This is a genomic window from Rhizobium sp. TRM96647 (assembly GCF_025780115.1).
GTDB lineage: Bacteria > Pseudomonadota > Alphaproteobacteria > Rhizobiales > Rhizobiaceae > Mycoplana.
This window is the reverse complement of record NZ_JAOXHF010000014.1, coordinates 62641-85571: the sequence shown is the minus strand read 5'-3', so window position 1 is coordinate 85571 and position 22931 is coordinate 62641. Positions and strand designations below refer to the sequence as shown.

Sequence of the window (22931 nt, the reverse complement as noted above, 5' to 3'; positions counted from 1 at the left end):
AAATCATGCTGTCCGACCCGACGGGATCGTGGACGCCGGTCGTCCTTTCTGCCGATCTTCCCCCGGGAACCGTGGTGCCAGCGCGGACGCCAGCCGGGCCGATTGCGCTCTGGCGGAGTGCTTCGGGGCGTCCCTCGGCTTCGGCGGACCGATGTCCGCATCGCGGCATGCGCCTGTCCCATGGCTTCGTGCGCGGCGAGACGCTCTCGTGCATCTACCACGGCTGGAGCTATGGCCAGGCCGGAAACTGTCTGCGCATTCCGGCCCATCCCGGCCTGGCGCCGCCCGAGACGATCCGTGTGGCGACGCATCCGGTGGAAGAGATCGGCGGCGTCCTCTGGGTCGGGGTCGGTGAACCGACGACACAGCCGCCGCAGCTTGCCGGGCTCGTTCCCCTCCGTTCGCTGCAGGTTCGGGCGGGCGTTGCGGCGCTCGAGGCCGCAGCCGGCGCCAAGGCCGATGCGGACGGCCTGCTCGAGATGACGCAGGGTTCGCAGCAGATCCGGCTCCTGCTTGCCTGCCAGGCGCGCGACGAGACGTTGATCCATGTCCTGCTGGAGGGCGAGGGCAGCGTTGCAGAACGCATCGCCGCGTCGCGCGCGGTCGAGGCGCTGCGGCGCAAGGCCGAGGCGCTCGAGATGGAGAGGGACGCGCCATGACGCAGGACGCGATGATCGACGAATGGTATCCGGTCGGCCTCGTCAGCCAGCTCGACGGCAACGGCCGCAAGACGGCGCTGATGGGAGAGCCGATCGAAGTCGCATGCGATACGGACGGAGGTGCCAGGGTGACGTCCAAGGGGCGCGTGCTCCCCGTTCGTGTCCGCTACGGCCATGTCTGGACCTCTCTCGGGCAGCCGCCGAAGGAGCTTTTCGCCATTCCCGAGGCCGACCAGCCCGGCCGGCGCTTCGTCGATGTCGGCGTGGTCCGGGTGCGCTGCTCGCCGCTGCGCGCGGTGGAGAATTTCCTGGATATCGCGCACTTTCCCTTCGTGCACACCGACATCCTCGGCTCTGAGCCGCACACGGAAGTGCAGAACTACAAGGTCGAGATCCGCGAGGATGCGGACGAGGTCTGGGCCACGCAGGTGAAATTCTATCAGCCGCAAGCCGCCAGGTCGGCAAGCGGCGGCATCACCACGGAATACATGTACCGCGTGCCGGCGCCGACCTGCTCGGTGCTCTACAAGACCTGCCCGCCCCGGCCCGGCGAATGGGATGTGATCACGCTGTTCGTCCAGCCGCTCGCCGAGGACCTTTGCGACGTGTGGCCGTGGATGGCGCTCTTCGACGATGAGAGCTCGATGACCGACCTCATCCATTTCCAGCAGACGATCTTCCTGCAGGACCGGTCGATCCTGGAAAACCAGATCCCGCGGCTTCTGCCGCTCGATCCCGGCATGGAAATTCCGACCCGGGCGGACCTGACCTCGGTGGCCTACAGGCGGTGGCTGAAGCGCCGCGGCTACACATATGGTGCACAGCTGGTGGCACAATGAAGCTCTACGACTACATCCTCTCGCCAAGCTGCTACAAGGTCCGCCTGATGGCGGCGCTGGTCGGGGTCAAGCTCGATATCCGGCCGGTGGACTTCCACCCCGGCCTCGAGCATCGCGGCCCGGAATTCATGGCGCTCAATCCGGCGGGTTCCATCCCGATCCTGGAGGACGGCGACCTCGTCCTCACCGAATCCTCCGCCATCCTCGTCTATCTTGCCGCGAAGGCCGCGCCGGACTGGCTCGGCGGCGGTGCGGCGGAAGAGGCCGCGCGCGTGCAGCAATGGCTGTCGTTCTCCGGCCGCCTGACCGCAAGTCTCGGCGGCGCGCGCCTGCATGAGATGCTGCTGCGCCCCGGCGACATCGGCGCGCTGCAGGCGCAGGGGGTCGCCGCCCTTCGCGAGCTGGAGGCGGGCCTTTTCGAGCAGGGCCTGCGCGGCCAGCGCTTTCTCGCCGCAGACCGGCCGACGGTCGCCGATATCGCCTGCTTTCCCTATGTGGCGCTCGCCCCCGACGGCGGCGTCTCGCTCGATCCCTATCCCACGATCCGCCGCTGGTCGCGCGCGCTGCGCGCGCTCGATGCCTTCATTGAGATGCCCGGCATCCATCGGCTGCACGAGCTGAAGCCCGAACCGCACATCGAACCGGGCGAGGCATGATGGCCAGCTACCTTCTGAAGAATTGCGCGGCGGTCATCGTCGACGACGGCACCGGCCCGGCCGTCCATCGTAATGTCGATCTCCTGACGGAGGGCCCCGCCGTCGCCTCGATCGGCGAAGGGCTTGGTCGGGGCGAACTGCCCGCCGGGACGATCGTGCAGGATGCCACCGGCTGGTTCGTCTATCCGGGCCTCGTCAACACCCACCATCACTTCTTCCAGTGCTTCGTGCGCAACCGCGCCGAGCTCGACTGGACGAAGCTGTCGGTCATCGAATGGCTCGACCGGATCTATCCGGTCTTCTCCCGGCTGACGGAGGACTGCTTCTATCATTCCTCGGTCACGGCCATGGCAGAGATGATCAAGCACGGCTGCACCACGGCTTTCGACCACCAGTACAATTTCCCTCGCCATGCCGGCAAACGGCTGGTCGATCGCCAGTTCGAGGCGGCGGAACTGCTCGGCATGCGCTTCCATGCCGGCCGCGGCGGCAATACGCTGCCGAAGGCGGAAGGTTCGACCATTCCGGACGAGATGCTGGAGACGACGGACGAATTCATCGCCGACTGCGCCCGCCTGGTCGACACCTACCACGATGCGGGCCGCTTCGGCATGCGCCAGGTCGTGGTCGCGCCCTGCCAGCCGGTCAACTGCTACCGCGAGACCTTCGTTGAATCGGTCGCGCTTGCGCGCGATCGCGGGGTGCATATGCACACCCATGTCGGCGAGGGCGAAAGCCCGGTGATCGAAAGCCGCCACGGCATGCGTACGGTCGACTATCTCGAAGAACTCGGTTTTGCCGGCCCGGATGCCTTCTATGCCCATTGCTGGGAATTGACGCACGACGAACTGCGGAGGATGGCGGCAAGCGGTACCGGCGTGTCGCACTGCCCGGAGCCGGTCTATCTCGTCGGCGCCGAGGTCACCGACATTCCCGCCATGTCGGCCTTCGGCCTGCGGGTCGGCCTCGGCTGCGACGGCGCGGCCTCGAACGACAACTCCAACCTGATGCACTGCATCCATTCCGCCTACATGCTGCAGTGCCTGGCCGCATCGTCGCGCACCCATCCCGTCCCCTCGCCCGCCGATTTCCTCGGCTATGCGACGACGGGAGGTGCCGCCCTTCTCGGCCGTCGCGATATCGGCCGGCTGGCGCCCGGCATGGCCGCCGATCTCTTTGCGATCGACACGCGGCGCATGGACTATGTCGGCACGCGGCACGATCCGCTGAGCCTGATTGCCAAGGTGGGAATCGGCATGCCGACCGACATGACCATGATCAATGGCCGCATCGTCTGGCAGAAGGGCGAATTTGCCGGGCTCGACGAAGCCCGGCTGTTCGCCGAGGCCGAGGCCGCGCTCGCCACCGTCGAATTCTAAGAACCAGAAAAGGGAACTGACATGATGAACGACCTGACCCGCAGAACCTTGATGAAGGGCCTTGCCGCCACCGGGCTTGCCGGTGCGCTCGGAAGCCGGCTTGCGCTCGCCGCCGACGAACCGCTCGGCATCAGCCTCGTGCTGCCTTCGCCGGTCGGCGACGTCGGCTGGGGCCACGCGCTTGTGGCCGGTCTCGAGCCCATCAAGGCCGCATACGGGGACAAGGTGAAGGTCACCGTCCTGGAAAACATCCAGGAAGGCCCGGATGCCGACCGGATCATGAACAAGACGGTTGCCGACGGGAACAAGTTCCTGATCGCCGGCTCTTTCGGCTACCAGAACGGCGCGCTGCAGATCGCAAGGCGCGACCCGAGCGTCACCGTGCTGCATGCCTCCGGTTTCCAGGTGGCGCCGAATTTCTCGCCCTTTGCCGCCAAGTATTTCCAGGGCACCTACCTGCTCGGCATGGCCGCGGCGGCGCTCTCCAAGACCGGCAAGCTCGGCTCGGTCTCGGCCTTTGCCATTCCCGAACTGATCACCTCCGTCAATGCTTTTACGCTCGGCGCCCAGGCCGTCAATCCTGATATCGAGGTCTCGGTCGTCTGGGTGAATTCCTGGTTCGACCCGGCCAAGGAGCAGGAAGCGGCCAAGGCGCTGATCGCGCAGAAATGCGACGTGATCTTCTCCAACGCGCAGGATACGCCTTCCGTCATCGCGGCCTGCGAGGAAGCCGGCGTCTACGCCTTCAACCTCAATTCGTCGATGAAGAAATACGCTCCGAAGACCTATCTCGGCTGCGTCGCCACGGACTGGTCGCCCTTCTTCAAGGCCTCGGTCGATGCCCATCTCGCCGGCACCTTCAAGGGGGCCAACGCCTTTCTCGGCGTTGCCGACAAGGTGGTCGAGGTGGTGGACTGGAACCCGGACATCCCGGCCGACACAATGGCCAAGATCAAGGAGATGGAGGCGAAGATCGCCGACGACAGCTTCTCGCCGTTCACCGGGCCGATCGCCAAGGCCGACGGCAGCGAAGGGGTTACCGGCGGCGCCACGCTTTCGGACGCCGAGATCGTAGCAATGGACTGGCACGTCAAGGGCGTCGCCTCTCCCCTGCCGAAGTGATCCATGACCGCTCCGCTTCTGTCGCTGCGCGGCATCTCGAAGAGCTATGGAGAGATCCGGGCGAACCAGGGCGTCGACCTCGACGTGGCGCCGCGGTCGATCCATGCGATCCTCGGTGAGAACGGGGCGGGCAAGTCGACCCTGATGAAGCTCATCTACGGCGTCGAGCAGCCGGATGACGGAACCGTCGCCTGGCAAGGCGAGATCCTCAGCTTCGCCTCCCCTGCGGAGGCGCGGCGCAAGGGGATCGGCATGGTCTTCCAGCATTTCTCGCTGTTCGAGACTCTGACGGTCGTGGAGAATATCCAGCTGGTCGTCCCGGGCCGCAAGGCGGACCTCATCGATCGGGTGCGGGCGCTCGGTCGCGACTTCGGCCTCGAGGTTGATCCGCTCGCCGATGTGCATGCGCTGTCGGTCGGCGAGCGGCAGCGGGTGGAGATCATCCGCTGCCTGATGACCGATCCGAAGCTCCTGATCCTCGACGAGCCGACATCGGTGCTGCCGCCGCAATCGGTCGGCAAACTCTTCGAAACCCTGCGCCGGCTGCGCGACGGGGGCGTTTCGATCCTGTTCATTTCCCACAAACTGGAAGAAATCCGGGCGATCTGCGACAGGGCGACCATCCTGCGTGCGGGGCGCGTCACCGGGAACGTCGACCCGCGGGAGCACGACGCCCATGACCTCGCCCGCATGATGATCGGCCGCGACATGCCGGAGCCGATGCCGGCGCTGCCACGGCCGGGCGGCGACAAGCAGCTCGAGATCGTCGGGCTGGACTACCGGTCCGACGATCCCTTCGCCGTTCCGCTCTCCGACATCAGCCTGACGGTGCGGGCCGGCGAGATCCTGGGCATCGCCGGGATTTCCGGCAACGGCCAGGGCGAACTGGCAGCGCTGATCTCGGGCGAGACGCGGCTGCCGCGCGAGGCGAGTGATCGCATCTTCATGATGGGGCAGGATGTGGGCGCGCTCGGCGCCGCAGCCCGCCGCAGGCTCGGATTCGCCTTCGTGCCGGAGGACCGGCTCGGGCGCGGGGCCGTCCCTGAAATGTCGCTGGTGCTCAACAGCCTGCTGACGGCGCATCCGCTCGGCCTCAAGCGTCACGGCCTCGTCGACCGGGCCAAGGCCGATGCCTTCACGAAGGACTGCATCAGCCAGTACGACGTTCGCACGCCCGGACCGGATGCGGAGGCCGGCGCCCTTTCCGGGGGAAACCTGCAGAAATTCATCGTCGGCCGCGAGATCATGCTGGCGCCGCGGCTGCTGTTCGTCGCCCAGCCGACCTGGGGCGTCGACATCGGTGCGGCTTCTGCCATCCGCAGGCGACTCGTGGCGCTGCGCAACGAGGGAATGGCCATCCTCGTCATTTCCGAGGAGCTCGAGGAACTCTTCGAACTCTGCGACTTCATCCAGGTGCTGTATCACGGCACGCTCAGCGCTCCGCTCGTCACGCGCGATACGCGACCCGAAGAGATCGGACGATACATGATCGGGGCGCATGCCGCCGCAGCGAAGGTTCTCGCATGAGCACCCCGACGACCGCCTTCCTTCCCACCCTCGTTCGCCGGGAGCGCGCGTCGCTCTTGGCGACCCTCATTGCGCCGCCCGCGGCACTTGCCGTGGCCACTGTGGTCAATCTCGGCCTCTACGTGCTGATGGGCCGCGACCCGGTCGCCGTCCTGCATGCGATGCTGCTCGAGCCCTTCCTGTCCTGGGCGTCCTTCTCCGAGGTGCTGCTGAAGGCAGGGCCTCTCCTGCTGATCGCGCAGGGGCTGGCGATCGGATTCCGGGCGAAGGTCTTCAACATCGGCGCCGAGGGGCAGTTCATCCTCGGCGCGATCTTCGCCTCTTCCATTCCCGTCTGGTTCCCGCAGGCGACGGGCCAGTGGATCTGGCCGCTCATGCTGCTGCTCGGCGCGATCGGCGGGGCGCTATGGGCATCGATCACCGCGTTCTGGCGCGTCAGGCTCAATGCGAGCGAGATCCTCGTCTCGCTGATGCTGAGCCTCGTCGCCGCGCAACTGCTCTACTACCTGCTGCTCGGGCCGTGGAAGGATCCGGCCGGCTTCAATTTTCCGCAATCGGTGATGTTCCAGTACGACGCGATGGTGCCGATCCTGTTTCCCGGCACCCGGGTCAACGTCTCGCTGATCCTTGCGGTCGTCCTGTCGCTGGCGGCTTGGGTGTTCATGCAGAAGAGCTTCACCGGCTACAAGCTCCAGGTGGGCGGGCTGGCGCCGCGTGCTGCCGGCTATGCGGGTTTCAGCGAGGGACGGGCGATCTGGCTGTCGCTGCTGATCGGCGGGTTCGCCGCCGGACTGGCCGGAGCCGCCGAGGTCGCCGGGCCGCTCGGCCAGTTGCAGCGCTCGATTTCGACGGGCTACGGCTATGCGGCCATCATCGTCGCTTATCTTGGCGGCCTGCACCCGATCGGCATCATCGTCTCCGCAATGGTGATGGCGGTGCTCTATATCGGCGGCGACAACGCCATGGTGTCGGCCAATCTGCCGATCGCCGCGGTCCGCGTCTTCCAGGGCAGTCTCCTGCTCGCCTACCTCGTCGCCGTCGCCTTCGTCCGATACCGCCTCGAATGGCCCCGTGCCGCCCACCGGAGCCCGTCATGAACGCAATCGAGTTCATTCTTGCGGGCATGCTCGCCGCGGCGACGCCGTTTCTTCTCGCCGCCCTCGGCGAAATGGTGGTCGAGCGTGCGGGCGTCCTTAATCTCGGGGTAGAGGGCATGATGGCGCTCGGCGCGGTCATCGCCTTCATCATTGTCTACCACGGCGGCGGCCATGTCCTCGGGTTCATCGCCGCCGGCCTTGCCAGCGCGGTCCTCTCCCTCCTCTTCGCCGTGATCGCGCTCGGCTTCCGGGCAAACCAGGTGGCGACGGGCCTCGCCATCGGCATCCTTGGCCAGGGGCTGTCGGCGCTGTTCGGCAAGACCTATGAGAGCCTCACGGTGACGGGGCTGCCGAAACTCGCCATTCCCGGGCTCTCGGAAATCCCGGTCGTGGGCGGCCTCTTTGTTCAGGATGCCGCCGTCTGGCTGTCCCTCGTCGCGACACTGGGCATCTGGGCGGTCTTCGCCTTCACCAAGGTCGGTCTCGTCATCCGCGCCATTGGCGAGAACCCGAAGGCCGCGCACGCGATCGGCTACCCCGTCATCGCGGTCCGCGTTGCCGCCGTCGCCTTCGGCGGGGCGATGGCGGGCTTTGCCGGCGCCTATGCCTCGGTGGTCTACACGCCGCTCTGGGCCGACGGCATGATCGCCGGCCGCGGCTGGATCGCCATCGCGCTCGTCGTCTTCGGCACCTGGCTGACAGGGCGGATCTTCCTCGGGGCCTGCCTGTTCGGTGCGGTGTCGCTGATGGGACTTGCAGCCCAGGCCACCGCGCTCAACGTGCCGTCGCAGCTTCTGTCGAGTCTGCCCTATATCGTCACCATCGTCGTGCTCGGCATCATTTCGGCGGACCGGCGGCTCCTGAAGCTGAACGGCGTCGCTTCCCTCGGCGAACCGTTCGAGCGGTAGCCAGGCTCTCGCTTTCTTTGTTACCGTTTGTCTTTTCGGGAAAACCGGATTCCACTTTTCCCTGACAAACTCTAGTCGAGGGTCCGCACGAGCTTGACCAGCCAGTCGACGAAGACGCGCACCTTGTTGCTCAGGTGGCGGGTCTGCGGATAGACGACGTAGAGCTGGAGCGGTTCGCAGGTCCAGTCCGTCAGGACCGGCACCAGCCGCCCGTCGGCAAGCGCCTCGCGGGCCATGAAGAGAGGCACCTGCGCCACGCCGAACCCCGCCAGGATAGCGGTCATGTAGGTGCGGGCGTCATTGGCGGACACGACGTAGCGGGGCACGATTTCCTTCGTCTCGCCGTTTCTGGTGAATTCCATCGGCAGGATCCGTCCGGCCTGGGCCTGGAGGTAGCCGACGGCGAAGTGGTCGTCGCGCGTCAGGTCTTCCGGTTCCGACGGCAGGCCGTTTCTTTCGACATAGTCAGGCGACGCGCAGGTGATCATCTGCATCTCCGAGACCTTGCGCGCGATCAGCGACTGGTCGCTGGGTGTTCCGGCGCGCAGGGCGCAATCGACGTTCTCGGCGATATAGTCCACCAGGCGGTCACCGACGCCGAGGTCGATATGGATCTGCGGGTAGCGCGTGTGAAAATCGCATAACGCAGGAACGACCAGAAGGTCGGCGAAGGCGCCGGCCATCTCGACGCGCAGGCGACCGGACGGCTGGGCCTGCGAATGGGAGAGCGATCCGTCCAACTCCTCGATTTCGGACAGGATCTGCGTGGCCCGTTCGTAGTAGAGCGCGCCGTCGGTGGTCACCATGACCCGCCGCGTGGTACGGTTCAGAAGCGTGGTGCGCAGGTGCGCCTCCAGTCCCTGGATGAGATTGGTGACGGTGGTCTTGGGCATGTTGAGAGCGGTGGCGGCGCGCGAAAAATTGCCCGTTTCCACCACCCGAACGAATACCCGCATCGCTGAAAGCTGGTCCAAGTCCGCAGTCCTTTTCGCTGCAATGCACTATTATTCGAAATATGGAACAGTGATGCCCATATTTTTGCCCTTATCCGGACGGGCTGGAATAATCATATGGGATTCAAGTTGAGCAGGCACCCTTCCCTTCCGGAAGCAGGTTGTATGCGAAAGGCCAGAGCCATGAACAGCGAATGGCGGGACATGGAAGTCGACGGTGCGGCGGAGCGCTACATGCCGATCCGCATCTACGACAGTGCCACCCGCACAAAGGCGCCACCGCTCGTCCTGTATTTCAGCGGCGGCGCCTTTCTGGACAGAGATAGGAATGGCGAAAGCCCGATTGCAAGGTCGTTCGCCAATTCCGGTGCCGTCGTCGTCGAGGCGGACTATGCAAAGCCCTCGGAGAACGTCTTTCCGAAGGCGCTCGAGTTCGCCTTTTCGGCGTTGCGTTGCCTGAGCGGCAAGCGCAAGCAGTTCGGCAGCCAGCGTTCGCTGCTGCTCGTCGCCGGCGAAGAGGCCGGCGGCAACCTGGCGGCGGGCGTGGCGCTGAAGGCGCGCGACCAAATGCCGGGCGAGATCGACGGCCAGATCCTTCTGTCGCCGCTGATCGACCCGCTGATGGCCACGGCCTCCTTCCGCGAGGCGGACGGGGCCGGAATGCGGGAAAGGTGGACGGAAGGCTGGAACCACTATCTCGGTTCCGGCGGGGGGTATTGCCACCCCTATGCCGCGCCGGGCCACTGTTCGCGTTTGTCAGGAGTGGCTCCCGCACTCATCCTGACGTCTGCGGACGACCCGCTGCGGGACGAGGCGGCCGGTTACGCCGCTCGCCTCTCGGCCGCCGGCGTCAGAGTAAAGAGCCGCATACTTCCGGCCTGCAGGGGCTGGACGCAGATATACGGCGCGGACCGGGCGGAGGGCTGTGCGCCCCCGGACGAACTGCGCAGGGAATTTGAAGACTTTATCGGGGAACTGCAGAGCAGGACCTCCTGATTTGAGACAAGAGACCGGTCCTATCTAGGACTTCAAGGAGATAGCCATGTCGTCGAACAAGAGACGCTGGGCCCTGTGGGGCGCCGGCCTGGGGATTTTTGCGTCCGTTTCCGGCGCAGCCTTGCACCTCGATCTTACCCCGGATGCGCATGCGACGCCCGAGGCCGCCGCCCCGGCCCCGGCTGTGCCGGTCACCGTCGTCGCCGTCCAGCCGCGCAGCGTCACCACCTGGCAGGAGTTTTCCGGCAGGCTGGAGGCGGTCGACCGGGTGGAGGTCCGCTCTCGCGTCGCCGGTGCCATCCAGTCGGCACATTTCCGGGAAGGTGCGCTCGTCAAGGCCGGCGACCTGCTCGTGAAGATCGACCCGGCGCCCTTCGAGGCGGCGGTTGCCCAGGCCGAGGGCCTCCTCGCCTCGGCTCGCGCCAAGCTCGACCTCGCCGACACGGAACTCGAGCGTGGCCGCAGGCTGGTCGCGAAGAACACGATTTCCGACAGCGACTTCGCCCAGCGCCAGAGCCTTCGCAGCGAGGCGCTGGCCAACCTGCAGGCGGCCGAGGCGGCATTGACCACCGCACGCCTCGATCTCGGCTATACCGAGATCCGCGCGCCGATCTCCGGGCGGGTCGGCAAGCTGGAGATCACCGCCGGCAACCTCGTCGCCGCAGGGTCGGTCTCCCCGGCCCTGACGACGCTGGTCTCCTCCGGCCCGATCTATGCGAGCTTCAACGCCAACGAGGAACTGGTGGCGCGCACGCTCGCCGAGCTTCCCGGGACCGAGGCCGGGCTTGCTGCGATCGACCAGGTCCCGGTCGAGATCGGCACGCTTGGCGACGAAGGCACCCCGCTCGTCGGCAAGCTCCAGCTCATCGACAACGAGGTGGATGCGCAAAGCGGCACCATCCGCGTCCGCGCCGTCTTCGACAATCCCGGCAACCGTCTCATCCCCGGCCAGTTCGTCCGCATCCGCCTGGGCGAGCCGAAGGCCGAGGACCGGCTGATGGTCAGCGAACGCGCCGTCGGCACGGACCAGGACAAGAAGTTCGTCTTCGTCGTCGATGACGGCAACACCGTCACCTACCGCCAGGTCCAACTCGGCGCGTCGGTGGAGGGCATGCGCATCGTCGAGAAGGGTCTTTCGCCTGGCGACCGGATCATCGTCAACGGCTTGCAGCGCGTCCGCGCCGGCGTCGTCGTCGACCCCCAGACGGAAGTCGCGGCAGCCCAGTAGCCTCACAGTAGCTTCCAGGACCGGCGGGCCGCGCCCGCCGGCATTCCCGATCTTTCCACTTTGCCTGTGGCCGCCGGCCGCAAGCCGGGGACCTTGCGTCCCTTGTCCAGCCCTTTGGAGAGGGTATCGCCATGAATATCTCACGGTTCTTTGTCGACCGCCCCGTCTTTGCTGGCGTGCTGTCGCTGCTGATCGTCATCGCCGGCCTGATCGGCATGCGGTCCCTGCCGATCTCGGAATATCCCGAAGTCGTTCCGCCGTCCGTCGTTGTCCGGGCGACCTATCCTGGCGCCAACCCCAAGGTGATCGCCGAGACGGTCGCGACACCGCTCGAGGAACAGATCAACGGCGTCGAGGACATGCTCTACATGTCGAGCCAGGCGACCGCCGACGGTGTCATGACGCTGACGGTGACCTTCGCGCTCGGCACCGATCCCGACAAGGCGCAGCAGCTCGTGCAGAACCGCGTCAGCCAGGCCGAGCCGCGGCTTCCGAGCGAAGTGCGCGCGCTGGGCATCACCACCGTGAAAAGCTCGCCCGACCTGATGATGGTGATCCATCTCAGCTCGCCCGACGACCGCTACGACATCACCTACCTGCGCAATTATGCCGTGCTCAACGTCAAGGACCGGCTGGCCCGTATCGACGGCGTCGGCCAGGTGCAGATCTTCGGTTCCGGCGACTATTCCATGCGCGTGTGGATCGATCCGCAGAAGGCCGCCGAGCGTGGGCTTGCGGCAAGCGACGTCGTGGCGGCGATCCGCCAGCAGAACGTTCAGGCCGCAGCCGGCGTGATCGGCGCGTCGCCGAGCGTCGACGGGCTGGACCTCCAGCTCTCTGTCAACGCGCAGGGCCGCCTGCAGTCGCCGGAGGAATTCGGCCGCATCATCGTCAAGAGCGGCCAGAACGGCGCCATCACCCGCCTGCAGGACGTCGCCCGCATCGAGCTCGGCGCCGCCGACTACTCGCTGCGTTCGCTGCTCGACAACAAGGCCGCCGTTGCGATCCCCGTCTTCCAGGCGCCGGGCTCGAACGCGATCGAGATCTCCGACCAGGTGACGGCGACGATGAACGAGCTGCAGGTCGCGATGCCGGAAGGCGTGCGCTACGATATCGTCTACGATACCACCCAGTTCGTGCGGGCCTCCATCGACAAGGTCGTCCACACCCTGCTGGAGGCGATCGCGCTCGTCGTTCTCGTCGTGATCCTGTTCCTGCAGACCTGGCGCGCGTCGATCATTCCGCTGCTCGCCGTGCCGGTCTCGATCATCGGCACCTTCGGCGTGATGTACGTCTTCGGCTTCTCGATCAATGCGCTCAGCCTGTTCGGGCTGGTGCTGGCCATCGGTATCGTCGTCGACGATGCGATCGTGGTCGTCGAGAACGTCGAGCGCAACATCGAAAACGGATTGTCGCCGAGAGAGGCGACCTACCGCGCCATGCGCGAGGTGTCCGGCCCGATCATCGCAATTGCGCTCGTGCTCGTCGCCGTGTTCGTGCCGCTCGCCTTCATCACCGGCCTGACCGGCCAGTTCTATCGCCAGTTCGCGCTGACGATCGCGATCTCGACGGTGATCTCCGCGATCAACTCTTTGACGCTGTCGCCGGCGCTTTCGGCGCTGCTCCTGAAGGACCACCACGCCAAGAAGGACTGGTTCACGCGTTTCATGGACCGGACGCTCGGCTGGTTCTTCCGCGGTTTCAACCGGGCGTTCGGAGCGAGCTCCAGTGCCTATGGCCGCGGGGTGGGCGCGATCCTGTCGCGCAAGAGCATCGTCATGGTGATATACCTGGTGCTGCTGGGGGCCACCTATCAGTTGTTCCAGGCCGTTCCCGGCGGTTTCGTGCCGGCGCAGGACAAGCAGTATCTGATCGGGTTCGCACAACTGCCCGATGCGGCCACCCTCGACAGGACCGAGGACGTGATCGAGCGGATGAGCGAGATCACCCTTGCCCAGCCGGGCGTGGAACACGCCATCGCGTTTCCGGGTCTCTCGATCAACGGCTTCACCAACGGCTCGAATGCCGGGATCGTCTTCGTCGGCCTCGCCCCGTTCGAGGAGCGCACTACGCCGGAGTTGTCCGCGGACGCGATCGCCATGCAGCTGAACCAGAAGTTCGGGGCGATCCAGGACGCCTTCATCGCGATGTTCCCGCCGCCGCCCGTCCAGGGGCTCGGCACCACCGGCGGCTTCAAGCTGCAGATCGAGGACAGGGCCGGTCTCGGCTACCAGGCGCTGGACGAGGCGACCAAGGCCTTCCTCGACCAAGCATACCAGACGCCGGAGCTCGCGGGCCTGTTCTCGAGCTTCCAGATCAACGTGCCCCAGCTCTACGCCGACCTCGACCGCGAGAAGGCGGAGCAGCTCGGCGTGTCGGTGACCGACGTCTTCGAGACGCTGCAGATCTATCTCGGCTCGCTTTACGTCAACGACTTCAATGCCTTCGGCCGTACCTACAGCGTGCGCGTTCAGGCGGACGCGCGGTTCCGCGCCCATGCGGAGGACATCGGCGCCTTGAAGGTCCGATCCCAGTCAGGCGAAATGATCCCGCTCGCCACGCTTTTGAAGGTCGAGGCGACCACGGGGCCGGAGCGAACCACGCGCTACAACGGCTTCCTCGCCGCCGACATCAACGGCGGGCCGGCGCCGGGTTTCTCCTCCGGACAGGCACAGGCGGCGGTCGAGCGGATCGCCGACGAGACTCTGCCGCCGGGGATCGGCTTCGAGTGGACAGACCTGACCTACCAGCAGATCCTGGCCGGCAATTCGGGCGTGATCGTCTTCCCGCTGGCGCTGCTGCTCGTCTATCTGGTGCTTGCGGCGCAGTATGAAAGCCTCACCCTGCCGATTGCGATTATCCTGATCGTGCCGATGGGCCTCTTGGCGGCGCTGACCGGCGTCTGGCTCACGGGCGGAGACAACAACATCTTCACCCAGATCGGTCTGATCGTGCTCGTGGGGCTATCGGCGAAAAACGCGATCCTGATCGTCGAGTTCGCCCGGGAGCTCGAATTCGAGGGCCGTTCCCCGGTCAAGGCGGCGATCGAGGCGAGCCGGCTGCGGTTGCGGCCGATCCTGATGACCTCAGCGGCCTTCATCATGGGGGTCGTGCCGCTCGTCATCTCGACCGGGGCGGGCGCGGAGATGCGGGCCGCCATGGGCATCGCCGTCTTCTCTGGCATGATCGGCGTCACCCTGTTCGGCATCTTCATGACCCCGGTCTTCTACGTACTTGTCCGCCGCCTGACCGGCGATCGCCCCCTGAAACAGTCCGGTGAGGCGACCCTGCTGACCGCGCCGGCGGAATAGACCGGAACAACCTCAGCGTTTGTCGGGCCTGCGACCCCGGGATGTCCTCATCCCGGGGTTTTTCCGTTCTGCGCCATTCGCGAAAATCAGCCTCAGGCAAGTCAGCGTCTCTAAAGCAGGGCACGGCGGCGTGAACCGTCGGTTGTATTGCGCGATTTTGATTTGAGGGCTTTGCAGATATGACGTCGATCGTTTCTTCCATGAGCATCAACCAGATCAGGGCCCTTCCGGCCTCGACCATTGCGGCCTGGACCGAAGAGGACGCAGCGGCCCTGACCACGGCGCAGGCCGGCGCGCTGTCCTCGTCGCAGGTGGCGGCTCTCTCGGCAAACGTCGTCGCAAGCCTGAGCGATACGCAGATGTCGGCCCTGTCGCCGAAGGCGGTGATCGGGCTGAATCTGGATCAGCTGGCGGCGATCTCGACGGACAAGATTGCAAACCTGACGAACTCGCAGGTGGCGGCGCTTACCACGACGCAGATCGTCGGCCTGTCGACCGCCCAGGCGGAAGCCCTGACCGCCTCGCAGGTCGCAAGCCTCAGTGCGGCGCAGATCGGAGCGCTGAGCAAAGAGGATCTCGCCACCTTCTCTGCCGCCGACATCGCCGCCATTGCACCGGCGGCGCTGCGCGGACTGTCGGCCGATACGTTGGCATCGCTGACCCCGGAACAGGTGGCCGCGATGACGCCGGCACAGATCGCCGCCCTGAAGACCGACCAGATCGCCGCCCTGACACCGGCCCATATCGGTGTCCTCAGCGCCGCCCAGATCGGTGCGCTCACGGCCACCCAGGTCGCGGCCCTGCCGACCGAGAGCCTGGCGGCGTTCTCGCCGGAGCAGATCGCGGCTTTGAGCACGAAGGCGGTCGTCGGCCTCACCGTCGGCCAGGTCGCGGCCCTGAGCCTGGAGCAGACGGACGCGCTGACGCCGACGCAGATCGCCAGCCTCAGCTCGAAGCAGGTCGGCGCCTTGAGCGCCGAGCAACTGGGAACCTTCTCCGCCGCCGAGATGAAGGCGATCAGCACGAAGGCTATCGTCGGTCTCAGCGCGGCGAATGTCGCCACCCTGAGCCTGGAACAGGTTTCTGCGCTGACGCCTGCCCAGATCGGGGCGATGGGCACGGGCCAGATCGCCGCGCTGACCGCCGATCAGGTGGGTGCGTTGTCGACCGCGCAGGTGTCCGCCCTGAAATCGACGCAACTCGCTGCCCTGCCGATCAGCAGCATTGCGGCATTTTCCGCCGAGCAGATCGCAGCGATCAGCGGTAATGCCCTCGCCGGCCTCACCGCTGCCCAGATCTCGTCCATGAGCTCCGAGCAGACCGAGGCGCTGACGAAGGCGCAGGTGGCGCGGCTGAACGCCAAGCAGATCGCAGCGCTGACGCCGGAGCAACTGGCGACCTTCTCGGCCGACAAGATCGCCTCGATCACGCCCGTCGCCCTTTCGGGGCTGTCCGCCGACAATGTCGCGGCCCTGACGCTGGAGCAGGTCTCCGCCCTGACGACGTCCCAGGTCGCGGCGTTGAAGCCCAGCCAGATCGCGGCTCTAACCACGTCGCAGCTGGAAGTGATGACGACGACCCAGATCCGCACCCTGAGTGCCGCGCAGGTCTCCGCCCTGCCGGCCGACAAGGTCGCCACCCTTTCTGTGGACCAGCTTGCGGCGCTGAGCCCCAGGGCGGTCGCCGGACTGACGCCAACGCAGATCGCTGCCCTGACGCCTGCGCAGACGGGATCGCTGACGACGCAGCAGGTGGCCTATCTCAGTTCCAAGCAGATAGCAGCGCTCAGTGTCGAACAGATCGAAAGCCTGTCGCCTACCCAGATCAAGGCGATCGGTGCCGCCGCATTGTCCGGCCTGTCGCCCGAGGATGTCGCCGCCTTGACCCTGGAACAGGTCTCCGCGCTGACGCCGGCCCAGATGACGGCCCTGAAGGCCAACCAGATCGGCGCCCTGTCGTCGGCACAGCTGGAGCAGCTGTCGCCGGCGCAGATCGGTGCCCTGAGTGCTGCGCAGATCGCGGCCGTGCCTGCCGACCGGATCGGTGCACTGTCCGAACAGCAGATTTCAGCGCTCACCACGCGGGCGATCGCGGGCCTGACCGCAGCCCAGGTCGCAGCCCTCTCCCCCGAGCAGATCGATGCCCTGTCTACGTCGCAGATCAGTGCGCTCACCTCCACCCAGCTTGCGGCGTTGAGCGCCGAGGCGCTCGCGACCTTCTCGCCGCAGGATATCGCCGCGATCAGTCCGAAGGCCCTGCCCGGGCTGAGCCCGGCAAACGTCGCCCTGCTGTCGGCGGAGCAGGTGTCCGCGCTGTCGGCCGTCCAGATCGCCGCGCTGAAACCCACGCAGGTCGCAGCGCTGTCGCCGAGCCACATGGCGGCCCTGAAACCGACCCAGGTCAGTGCCCTGACCGCAGCCCAGGTTGCAGCTTTCGGCGTCGAGAATATCCAGGCGCTTTCCCCGGAGCAGATTGCCGCCCTGACCACCAAGGCGATCGCAGGGCTCACTGCCGCCCAGATCGCGGCCCTGTCGCCGGTGCAGGCGGAGGCCCTGACGGCCACCCAGGTGGGCGGCCTGAGTGCGGCCCAGTTGGCCGCGCTCGAGCCGGAGGATCTGGCCACGTTCTCGCCGGCAGACATCGCCGCCATCAACGCCAAGGCGATCACCGGCCTTTCGGCCGCCAATATTGCCCTTCTGAGCCCCGAGCAGATCGCCGCCCTGACGCCGACGCAGATTGCGGCGCTGAAACCGGCCCAGGTCGCGGCGTTCTCGCCGACGCAGGTCGAGGCGCTGACGGTCGGGCAGGTCCGTGCCCTTGGCGCCACCCAGGTGGCGGCGCTGGGAATCGAGAGCGTCAAGGCGCTCTCGGCCGAGCAGATCGCCGCATTGAACGTCAAGTCGATCAGCGGCTTCACGGCCGCGCAGGTTGCCGCCCTGAGCCCCGAGCAGACCGAGGCCTTCACGGCGGCCCAGATCGGCGGGATGACTGCGGCGCAGGTCGCAGCCCTGGAGGCGGACGACCTTGCGACCTTCACGCCCGAGGAAATCGCGGCGATCCCCGCAGGCGCGATCTCCGGTCTGACGCCCGAGAACATCGCTGCACTCAATCTCGACCAGATCGCGTCGCTGACCCCCAATCAGATCGCCGCCCTGAAGCCCGCCCAGGTCGGGGCCCTGACCGTGGCCCAGGTGCAGGTCCTGTCGCCGGGACAGGTTGCGGCGCTGAGCGCCACGCAGGTTGCCGCCCTGCCGGTCGAGGCCGTCGCCGCCCTTTCCATCGACCAGAGCGCCGCCCTGAGCGCCAAGGCGATCCCGGGATTGACGGCAGACCAGATCGCAGGCCTGGCTCCGAGCCAGGTCGATGCGTTCACGGCCGCCCAGATCGCGGCCCTGACCGCGACCCAGCTCGGTGCGCTGACGCCTGAGCAACTGGCGACGATCTCGCCCGACGAGATTCCGGCGATCGGCACGGGTGCCATCCCCGGGCTTTCGAACGAGAATCTCTCCGGGCTTCCCATCGAGCAGGTGAAGGCGTTGACCGTGGCCCAGATCGCCGCGCTCAAGCCGAGCCAGGTTCAATCCCTGACCGCCGCGCAACTGGCGGCGCTTTCGACGGCCCAGATCGGCGCCCTCACCGCGGCCCAGATCGCCGCGCTGTCGCCGGACCGGATCGCCGAGCTCTCCACCGAGCAGATCGCGGCCCTGAACCCGAAGACGGTCGCAGGACTGACCGCAGAGCAGATTGCCGCGCTGACGCCGACGCAGGTGGACGCACTCACGACCACGCAACTCGCCGCGCTGACGGCCACGCAGGTCGCAGCGTTCAGCGCCGAGGATCTGGCGACGTTTTCGGCAGCTGACCTGGCGGCGATCAGTCCCGCCGGCATTGCGGGGCTGTCGGCCGGGCAGTTTGCGTCCCTGAGCTCCGAACAGGTCGCCAGCCTGACGACGGCACAGATCGCGGCGCTTAAGCCCGAGCTGATCGCGACGCTTTCGCCGGAACAGGTCGGAAACCTTACGACGGCGCAGGTGCGGGCGCTGAGCGCAACGCAGGTCGCGGCGCTGACGAGCGCGGGGATCGCCGCCCTTTCGCTCGAGCAGATCGCGGCCCTCGATACGAAGGCCATTCCGGGCCTGACCGCGTCGCAGATCGGCGCCTTGACCCCGGCGCAGGTCGATGCGCTGACCACCAGCCAGATCGGCGCCCTGACCGCGACGCAGGTCGCAGCGCTCGGCCCGGACGATCTCGCGACGTTCTCTCCGGGCGACATCGCTGCCATCACCGCGGCTGCGATCACGGGACTGTCGCCCGAGAACATCGCAGCCCTTGATCACGAGCAACTGACGGCCCTGACGCCGGGACAGATCTCGAGCCTGACCTACTATCAGCTGAAGGCCTTGAGCGCCGACCAGATCAGCGCCCTGACCCCGGGGCAGATCGGTGCGCTGAACGCCTTGCAGGTCGCAGCGCTCGGGACCGACAAGATCCCTGCGCTCTCCACCGAACAGATCGCCGCCCTGACGCCGAAGGCCATCGCCGGCCTGACGACGGCACAGATCGCGGCGCTCAGCACGGCACAGGCCGAAGCCCTGACGCCTGCCCAGGTCGCCGGTCTCACCGCGGAGCAACTGGCCGCCCTCAGCTCCGACAACCTGAGGACGTTCTCGACCGAGGACATCGCATCGATGAGCACGAGCGCGCTCTCCGGGCTGTCGGTGATGAACATCAAGAGCCTGAGGCGCGAACAGCTGGAGGCGATCACGACCACGCAGGTGGAAGCCTTGAGCTCGCAGCAGATCGCGGCCATCATCGCAGCCTACGAGGCCTTCTGACGACCTGTACCCGGCCCGCGTAAGCGGGCCGGGTCACGGTTGCGCACGCCGGGCCGGAGCCTGGCCGCGGCTCGGTCCTATTGTTCCTTCAGCCAGTCCTGCAGTTCCGCTTCGGCGCGTTCAAGGGCGCTGTAGTTCAGCAGCTTCCTCAGGAACGCGACGGTAACGGCGCGTGCGCGTAGGTTGAAGCGGCTGTCGTCCGGGTCGGCGGCGGTGGTCTGGTAGACCTCCAGCTTGTCATAGAGATGCTGCAACCGGTTCTGCACGCTGCGCAGCGACAGGTTCCGCCGCCGTGCGATGGCGCGATCGGTCAGGCCCAGCGCGATGTCGACAAGCACCTCATATTCGGAATCGGTGAAGCTGCGGGCGTGGCTGAGGCTCTTCTGCTGGAGGCCGCGCACCTCCCGGTCGATCACGCACTGGCTTTCGATGAAGATCGAGCGCAGCGCCAGTTTCAGCCGCTCGTCGGAGGCCGACTTCAGCACGTATCCGTAGGCCGCACCGTCCGGGACGATGCGGGAGACGCCACGCACATAGGCCTCGTCGGAATAGTTGGACCAGAACAGGATGCGCGTCTCGGGCCGCTCCTTCCAGATGGCGCGGGCGGCCTCGATGCCGTTGCGGCTCGCCATCTGCAGGTCCATGACGATGTGGGCGGAGCGATGGTCTCTCGCGAGCCTTTCGCCGGCGATGCCGTTTTCGGCCTCGATCACCGTGTCGCATTCGGGAAGGGCCGAACTGACCGCCTCGTGCAGATACGAGCGGTGCAGCGGGTCGTCCTCTACGATCAGAACCTTCATTGCGCGTCCTTCATCGATGCTTCGTCGTCCACGCCGGGCCGGCAGAGCGGTAGTTGTACCGCAACCGTCGTGCCGCGATTGCCGCGTCCGAGGCCGATTGCGAATTTCGCCGAAATGAGCCGCGCCCGCGTCTTCATATTGTCGATACCGCCGCCGATGCGCCCGCGCCTGTCGGCCACGCCGCAGCCGTCGTCCGATGTCTCGATCTCGACCTGGCCGCCGACGACCCGCAGCCGCACGGTGATAGACATCGGCTGGGCGTGGCGGACGGCATTGTTGATCGCCTCCTGGGTGATGCGGAAGAGCGCGACGCTGACCGTCGGCTCCAGGCCGTCGAGCGCGCCCGCGGTGTCGTCGACCAGCGCCCACTCGATCGGCGTGCCGCTGTCGCGGACCGATCGGTCGAGATGGTTCTCCAGCGCCTGGGCGAGGCCGAAGAGCTGCAGCACCGAAGGCTTTGCCTCCTCGATGATCTGCCTCAGGTCCTGCATGCAGTGCTGCAGGCCGCGCGCGACGGGTTCGAGTGCTGCCCCAGTCAGTTCGCCCGAATTGACCAGTCGGTCGATCCGTCGCGACAGCCGGGTGAGGTCGGCCAGTGTCTGGTCGTGGAGGTCCATGCCGATGCGCTGGCGCTCCTGCTCCAGCGCCTCGGTCAGCTTCAGCGCTCCCTGGCGCAGCCCCTCCTCGCGCGCCCGCGCCTCGGCCTCGACGATCGCCGACTGCTGCGCCTGCCCGGCCGCGCGCAGGGCGAAGAAATAGGGCGCCAGCAGATCGGCGATGATGCACGCCCGGTCGACGTCCTCCATCGTGTAGATCGCCGGCTTCTGCGACGAACAGCTGAGCGCCGCGATGATGGTGCCCTGCACCTTCAGCGGCACGTGCAGCCGGCTGCGCAGGGTCTGCTCGACGATCGGCCGCTTGAAGGCGCCCTCGAAATGGAAGCGCGGATCGGCCATGGCGTCGTCGGTCAGCATGTAGTCGACCTCGCCCCGCAGCAGCGAGCGGATCGGGCTGTTGGCGACCGGCGCGGAGGCGACGTCGCCCCAGGCGGTGTCCATGCCGGTCTCGTAGGCCGTATGGTAGTTGCCGTCCACCATCAGCATGCAGACGTCGAGATGGTCGTGCGGGATGATGTGTGCCACTTCGGCGGCGACCGCCCGGATCGCCGAGCGGAAATCGAGCTGGCCGGCGAGCAGCCGGGAAATACCGAGATAGTGATCGACCAGTGCGGCCGGCGCCATGTGCAGCATGTCGGCAATTCCTCCCGCCGTCGCCCGGACCCGAACCAGGTTCTGGACCGTGCGCTCCTCAACGCCGCGACAGCATCTCCCAGTAAGCGCCAAAGGGCTGCGCGCGTCCTGCATGAAACCGCAACTTGTCGCGCAATCCCCGCAAACAACTTGCCGCATGCCGCCTATACAGACCGCCCGTTCTCGCTCATCCTGCCCTTACTGAGAGGAGGAAGCTCAGTGCAAGAACAATTTTCATCGGCTTGCGCATTGGACGCCGGCGATGAAGCGATCCGGTCGAAGGACGGATCCCTGAGGGAGGATGACATGACAATTCGCAAGATGCTGCTGGCATCGGTCGCCGTCGCGTGCGCCGCCATGCCCATGACCGCGTTCGCCGATACGTCCGGAAAGAAGATCGCGCTCTCCAACAACTACGCCGGAAACTCCTGGCGCCAGGCCATGCTGACGAGCTGGGACAAGGTCACCGGCGAGGCCGTGAAGACCGGCGTCGTTGCGGCCGCCGATCCGTTCACCACCGCCGAGAACCAGGCGACCGAGCAGGCGGCGCAGATCCAGAACATGATCCTGCAGGGCTATGACGCGATCGTGATCAACGCCGCCTCGCCGACGGCCCTGAACGGTGCCGTCAAGGAAGCCTGCGACGCGGGCATCACGGTCGTCTCGTTCGACGGCATCGTGACCGAGCCCTGTGCCTGGCGCATCGCCGTCGACTTCAAGGAGATGGGCCGCAGCCAGGTCGAGTATCTTTCCAAGAAGGTGCCCGAGGGCGGCAATCTGCTCGAGATCCGCGGCCTTGCCGGCGTCTTCGTCGACGACGAGATCTCCGCGGGCATCCACGAGGGCGTGAAGCAGTTTCCGCAGTTCAAGGTCGCGGGTTCGGTCCATGGCGACTGGGCGCAGGACGTGGCGCAGAAGGCCGTGGCCGGCATCCTGCCGAGCCTGCCGGAGGTTGTCGGCGTGGTCACCCAGGGCGGCGACGGCTACGGCGCCGCACAGGCGATCGCGGCTGCCAAGCGGCCGATGCCGGTGATCGTCATGGGCAACCGCGAGGACGAGCTGAAATGGTGGAAGGAACAGAAGGACGCCAATGGCTATGAGACCATGTCGGTCTCGATCGCGCCGGGCGTGTCCACCCTCGCCTTCTGGGTCGCCCAGCAGATCCTCGATGGCAAGGAGGTGAAGAAGGACCTCGTGGTGCCGTTCCTGCGCATCGACCAGGATAACCTCGAACAGAACCTCGCCAACACCCAGGCCGGCGGCGTCGCCAACGTGGAGTACTCGCAGGAAGACGCGCTCAAGGTCATCGAGGCCGCCAACTAGGGATCTCCGGAGCTGGCCGCGCGGCGCTATCGTGCCGCGCGGCCGATT

Annotated in this window: 16 protein-coding genes; 13 read left to right on the top strand and 3 right to left on the bottom strand. The window is 66.5% G+C overall.

What is annotated here, in order from left to right; translation table 11 throughout:
- Positions 1–5: 5 nt before the first annotated feature.
- The 8 genes from OCK02_RS21780 to OCK02_RS21745 are packed head-to-tail and all read left to right on the top strand — an operon-like array spanning position 6 to position 8187.
- Positions 6–659: a Rieske (2Fe-2S) protein gene (locus tag OCK02_RS21780; protein WP_263814842.1), complete on the top strand. Its 654-nt coding sequence runs from the start codon at positions 6–8 to the stop codon at positions 657–659.
- The gene (locus tag OCK02_RS21775; protein ID WP_263814841.1) at positions 656–1498 is read left to right on the top strand and encodes an aromatic ring-hydroxylating oxygenase subunit alpha; all 843 of its coding nucleotides are present in this window, start codon (positions 656–658) and stop codon (positions 1496–1498) included. The genes OCK02_RS21780 and OCK02_RS21775 overlap by 4 nt, the downstream gene beginning before the upstream one ends.
- Positions 1495–2154, top strand: a complete 660-nt coding sequence (locus OCK02_RS21770) for a glutathione S-transferase family protein (RefSeq protein ID WP_263814840.1) — start codon at positions 1495–1497, stop codon at positions 2152–2154. The genes OCK02_RS21775 and OCK02_RS21770 overlap by 4 nt, the downstream gene beginning before the upstream one ends.
- Positions 2154–3533, top strand: a complete 1380-nt coding sequence (locus OCK02_RS21765) for an amidohydrolase (RefSeq protein ID WP_263814839.1) — start codon at positions 2154–2156, stop codon at positions 3531–3533. Before OCK02_RS21770 ends, OCK02_RS21765 begins: the two co-directional genes overlap by 1 nt.
- A gap of 24 nt (positions 3534–3557) precedes the next feature.
- Complete coding sequence (locus OCK02_RS21760; protein ID WP_263814880.1) at positions 3558–4655, top strand: BMP family ABC transporter substrate-binding protein; 1098 nt, start codon at positions 3558–3560, stop codon at positions 4653–4655.
- Positions 4656–4658: 3 nt separating this feature from the next.
- Positions 4659–6182, top strand: coding sequence for an ABC transporter ATP-binding protein (locus OCK02_RS21755; protein ID WP_263814838.1), 1524 nt, complete (start codon positions 4659–4661; stop codon positions 6180–6182).
- Positions 6179–7279 carry an ABC transporter permease gene (locus tag OCK02_RS21750; RefSeq protein WP_230808865.1) on the top strand — a complete coding sequence of 367 codons (1101 nt, stop codon included), beginning with the start codon at positions 6179–6181 and terminating at the stop codon, positions 7277–7279. Before OCK02_RS21755 ends, OCK02_RS21750 begins: the two co-directional genes overlap by 4 nt.
- Positions 7276–8187, top strand: a complete 912-nt coding sequence (locus OCK02_RS21745) for an ABC transporter permease (protein WP_263814837.1) — start codon at positions 7276–7278, stop codon at positions 8185–8187. Before OCK02_RS21750 ends, OCK02_RS21745 begins: the two co-directional genes overlap by 4 nt.
- Before the next feature lie 71 nt (positions 8188–8258).
- Here the strand turns inward: OCK02_RS21745 and OCK02_RS21740 are convergent, their stop codons facing one another.
- The gene (locus OCK02_RS21740) at positions 8259–9161 is read right to left on the bottom strand and encodes a LysR family transcriptional regulator (RefSeq protein ID WP_263814836.1); all 903 of its coding nucleotides are present in this window, start codon (positions 9159–9161) and stop codon (positions 8259–8261) included.
- 162 nt (positions 9162–9323) lie between these two features.
- Here OCK02_RS21740 and OCK02_RS21735 point away from each other — a divergent pair, with 162 nt between their 5' ends.
- The 4 genes from OCK02_RS21735 (at position 9324) to OCK02_RS21720 (ending at position 19510) form a co-directional block, all read left to right on the top strand.
- Positions 9324–10136, top strand: coding sequence for an alpha/beta hydrolase fold domain-containing protein (locus OCK02_RS21735; protein WP_263814879.1), 813 nt, complete (start codon positions 9324–9326; stop codon positions 10134–10136).
- Positions 10137–10182: 46 nt separating this feature from the next.
- Positions 10183–11364, top strand: coding sequence for an efflux RND transporter periplasmic adaptor subunit (locus tag OCK02_RS21730; RefSeq protein ID WP_263814835.1), 1182 nt, complete (start codon positions 10183–10185; stop codon positions 11362–11364).
- Positions 11365–11495: 131 nt separating this feature from the next.
- Positions 11496–14675 (top strand): efflux RND transporter permease subunit, encoded by a 3180-nt coding sequence (locus tag OCK02_RS21725; protein ID WP_263814834.1) that lies wholly within the window; start codon positions 11496–11498, stop codon positions 14673–14675.
- 200 nt (positions 14676–14875) lie between these two features.
- The gene (locus tag OCK02_RS21720; RefSeq protein ID WP_263814833.1) at positions 14876–19510 is read left to right on the top strand and encodes a hypothetical protein; all 4635 of its coding nucleotides are present in this window, start codon (positions 14876–14878) and stop codon (positions 19508–19510) included.
- Between the two features lie 77 nt (positions 19511–19587).
- Here the strand turns inward: OCK02_RS21720 and OCK02_RS21715 are convergent, their stop codons facing one another.
- Complete coding sequence (locus OCK02_RS21715) at positions 19588–20310, bottom strand: response regulator transcription factor (protein ID WP_230808871.1); 723 nt, start codon at positions 20308–20310, stop codon at positions 19588–19590.
- Entirely contained in the window at positions 20307–21560 is a 1254-nt protein-coding gene (locus OCK02_RS21710) for a sensor histidine kinase (protein ID WP_263814832.1), read from the bottom strand. Before OCK02_RS21710 ends, OCK02_RS21715 begins: the two co-directional genes overlap by 4 nt.
- 306 nt (positions 21561–21866) lie before the next feature.
- On the opposite strand from OCK02_RS21710, the gene OCK02_RS21705 reads away from it, so the two are divergent.
- Positions 21867–22883 (top strand): ABC transporter substrate-binding protein, encoded by a 1017-nt coding sequence (locus OCK02_RS21705; RefSeq protein ID WP_263814831.1) that lies wholly within the window; start codon positions 21867–21869, stop codon positions 22881–22883.
- Positions 22884–22931: the final 48 nt, after the last annotated feature.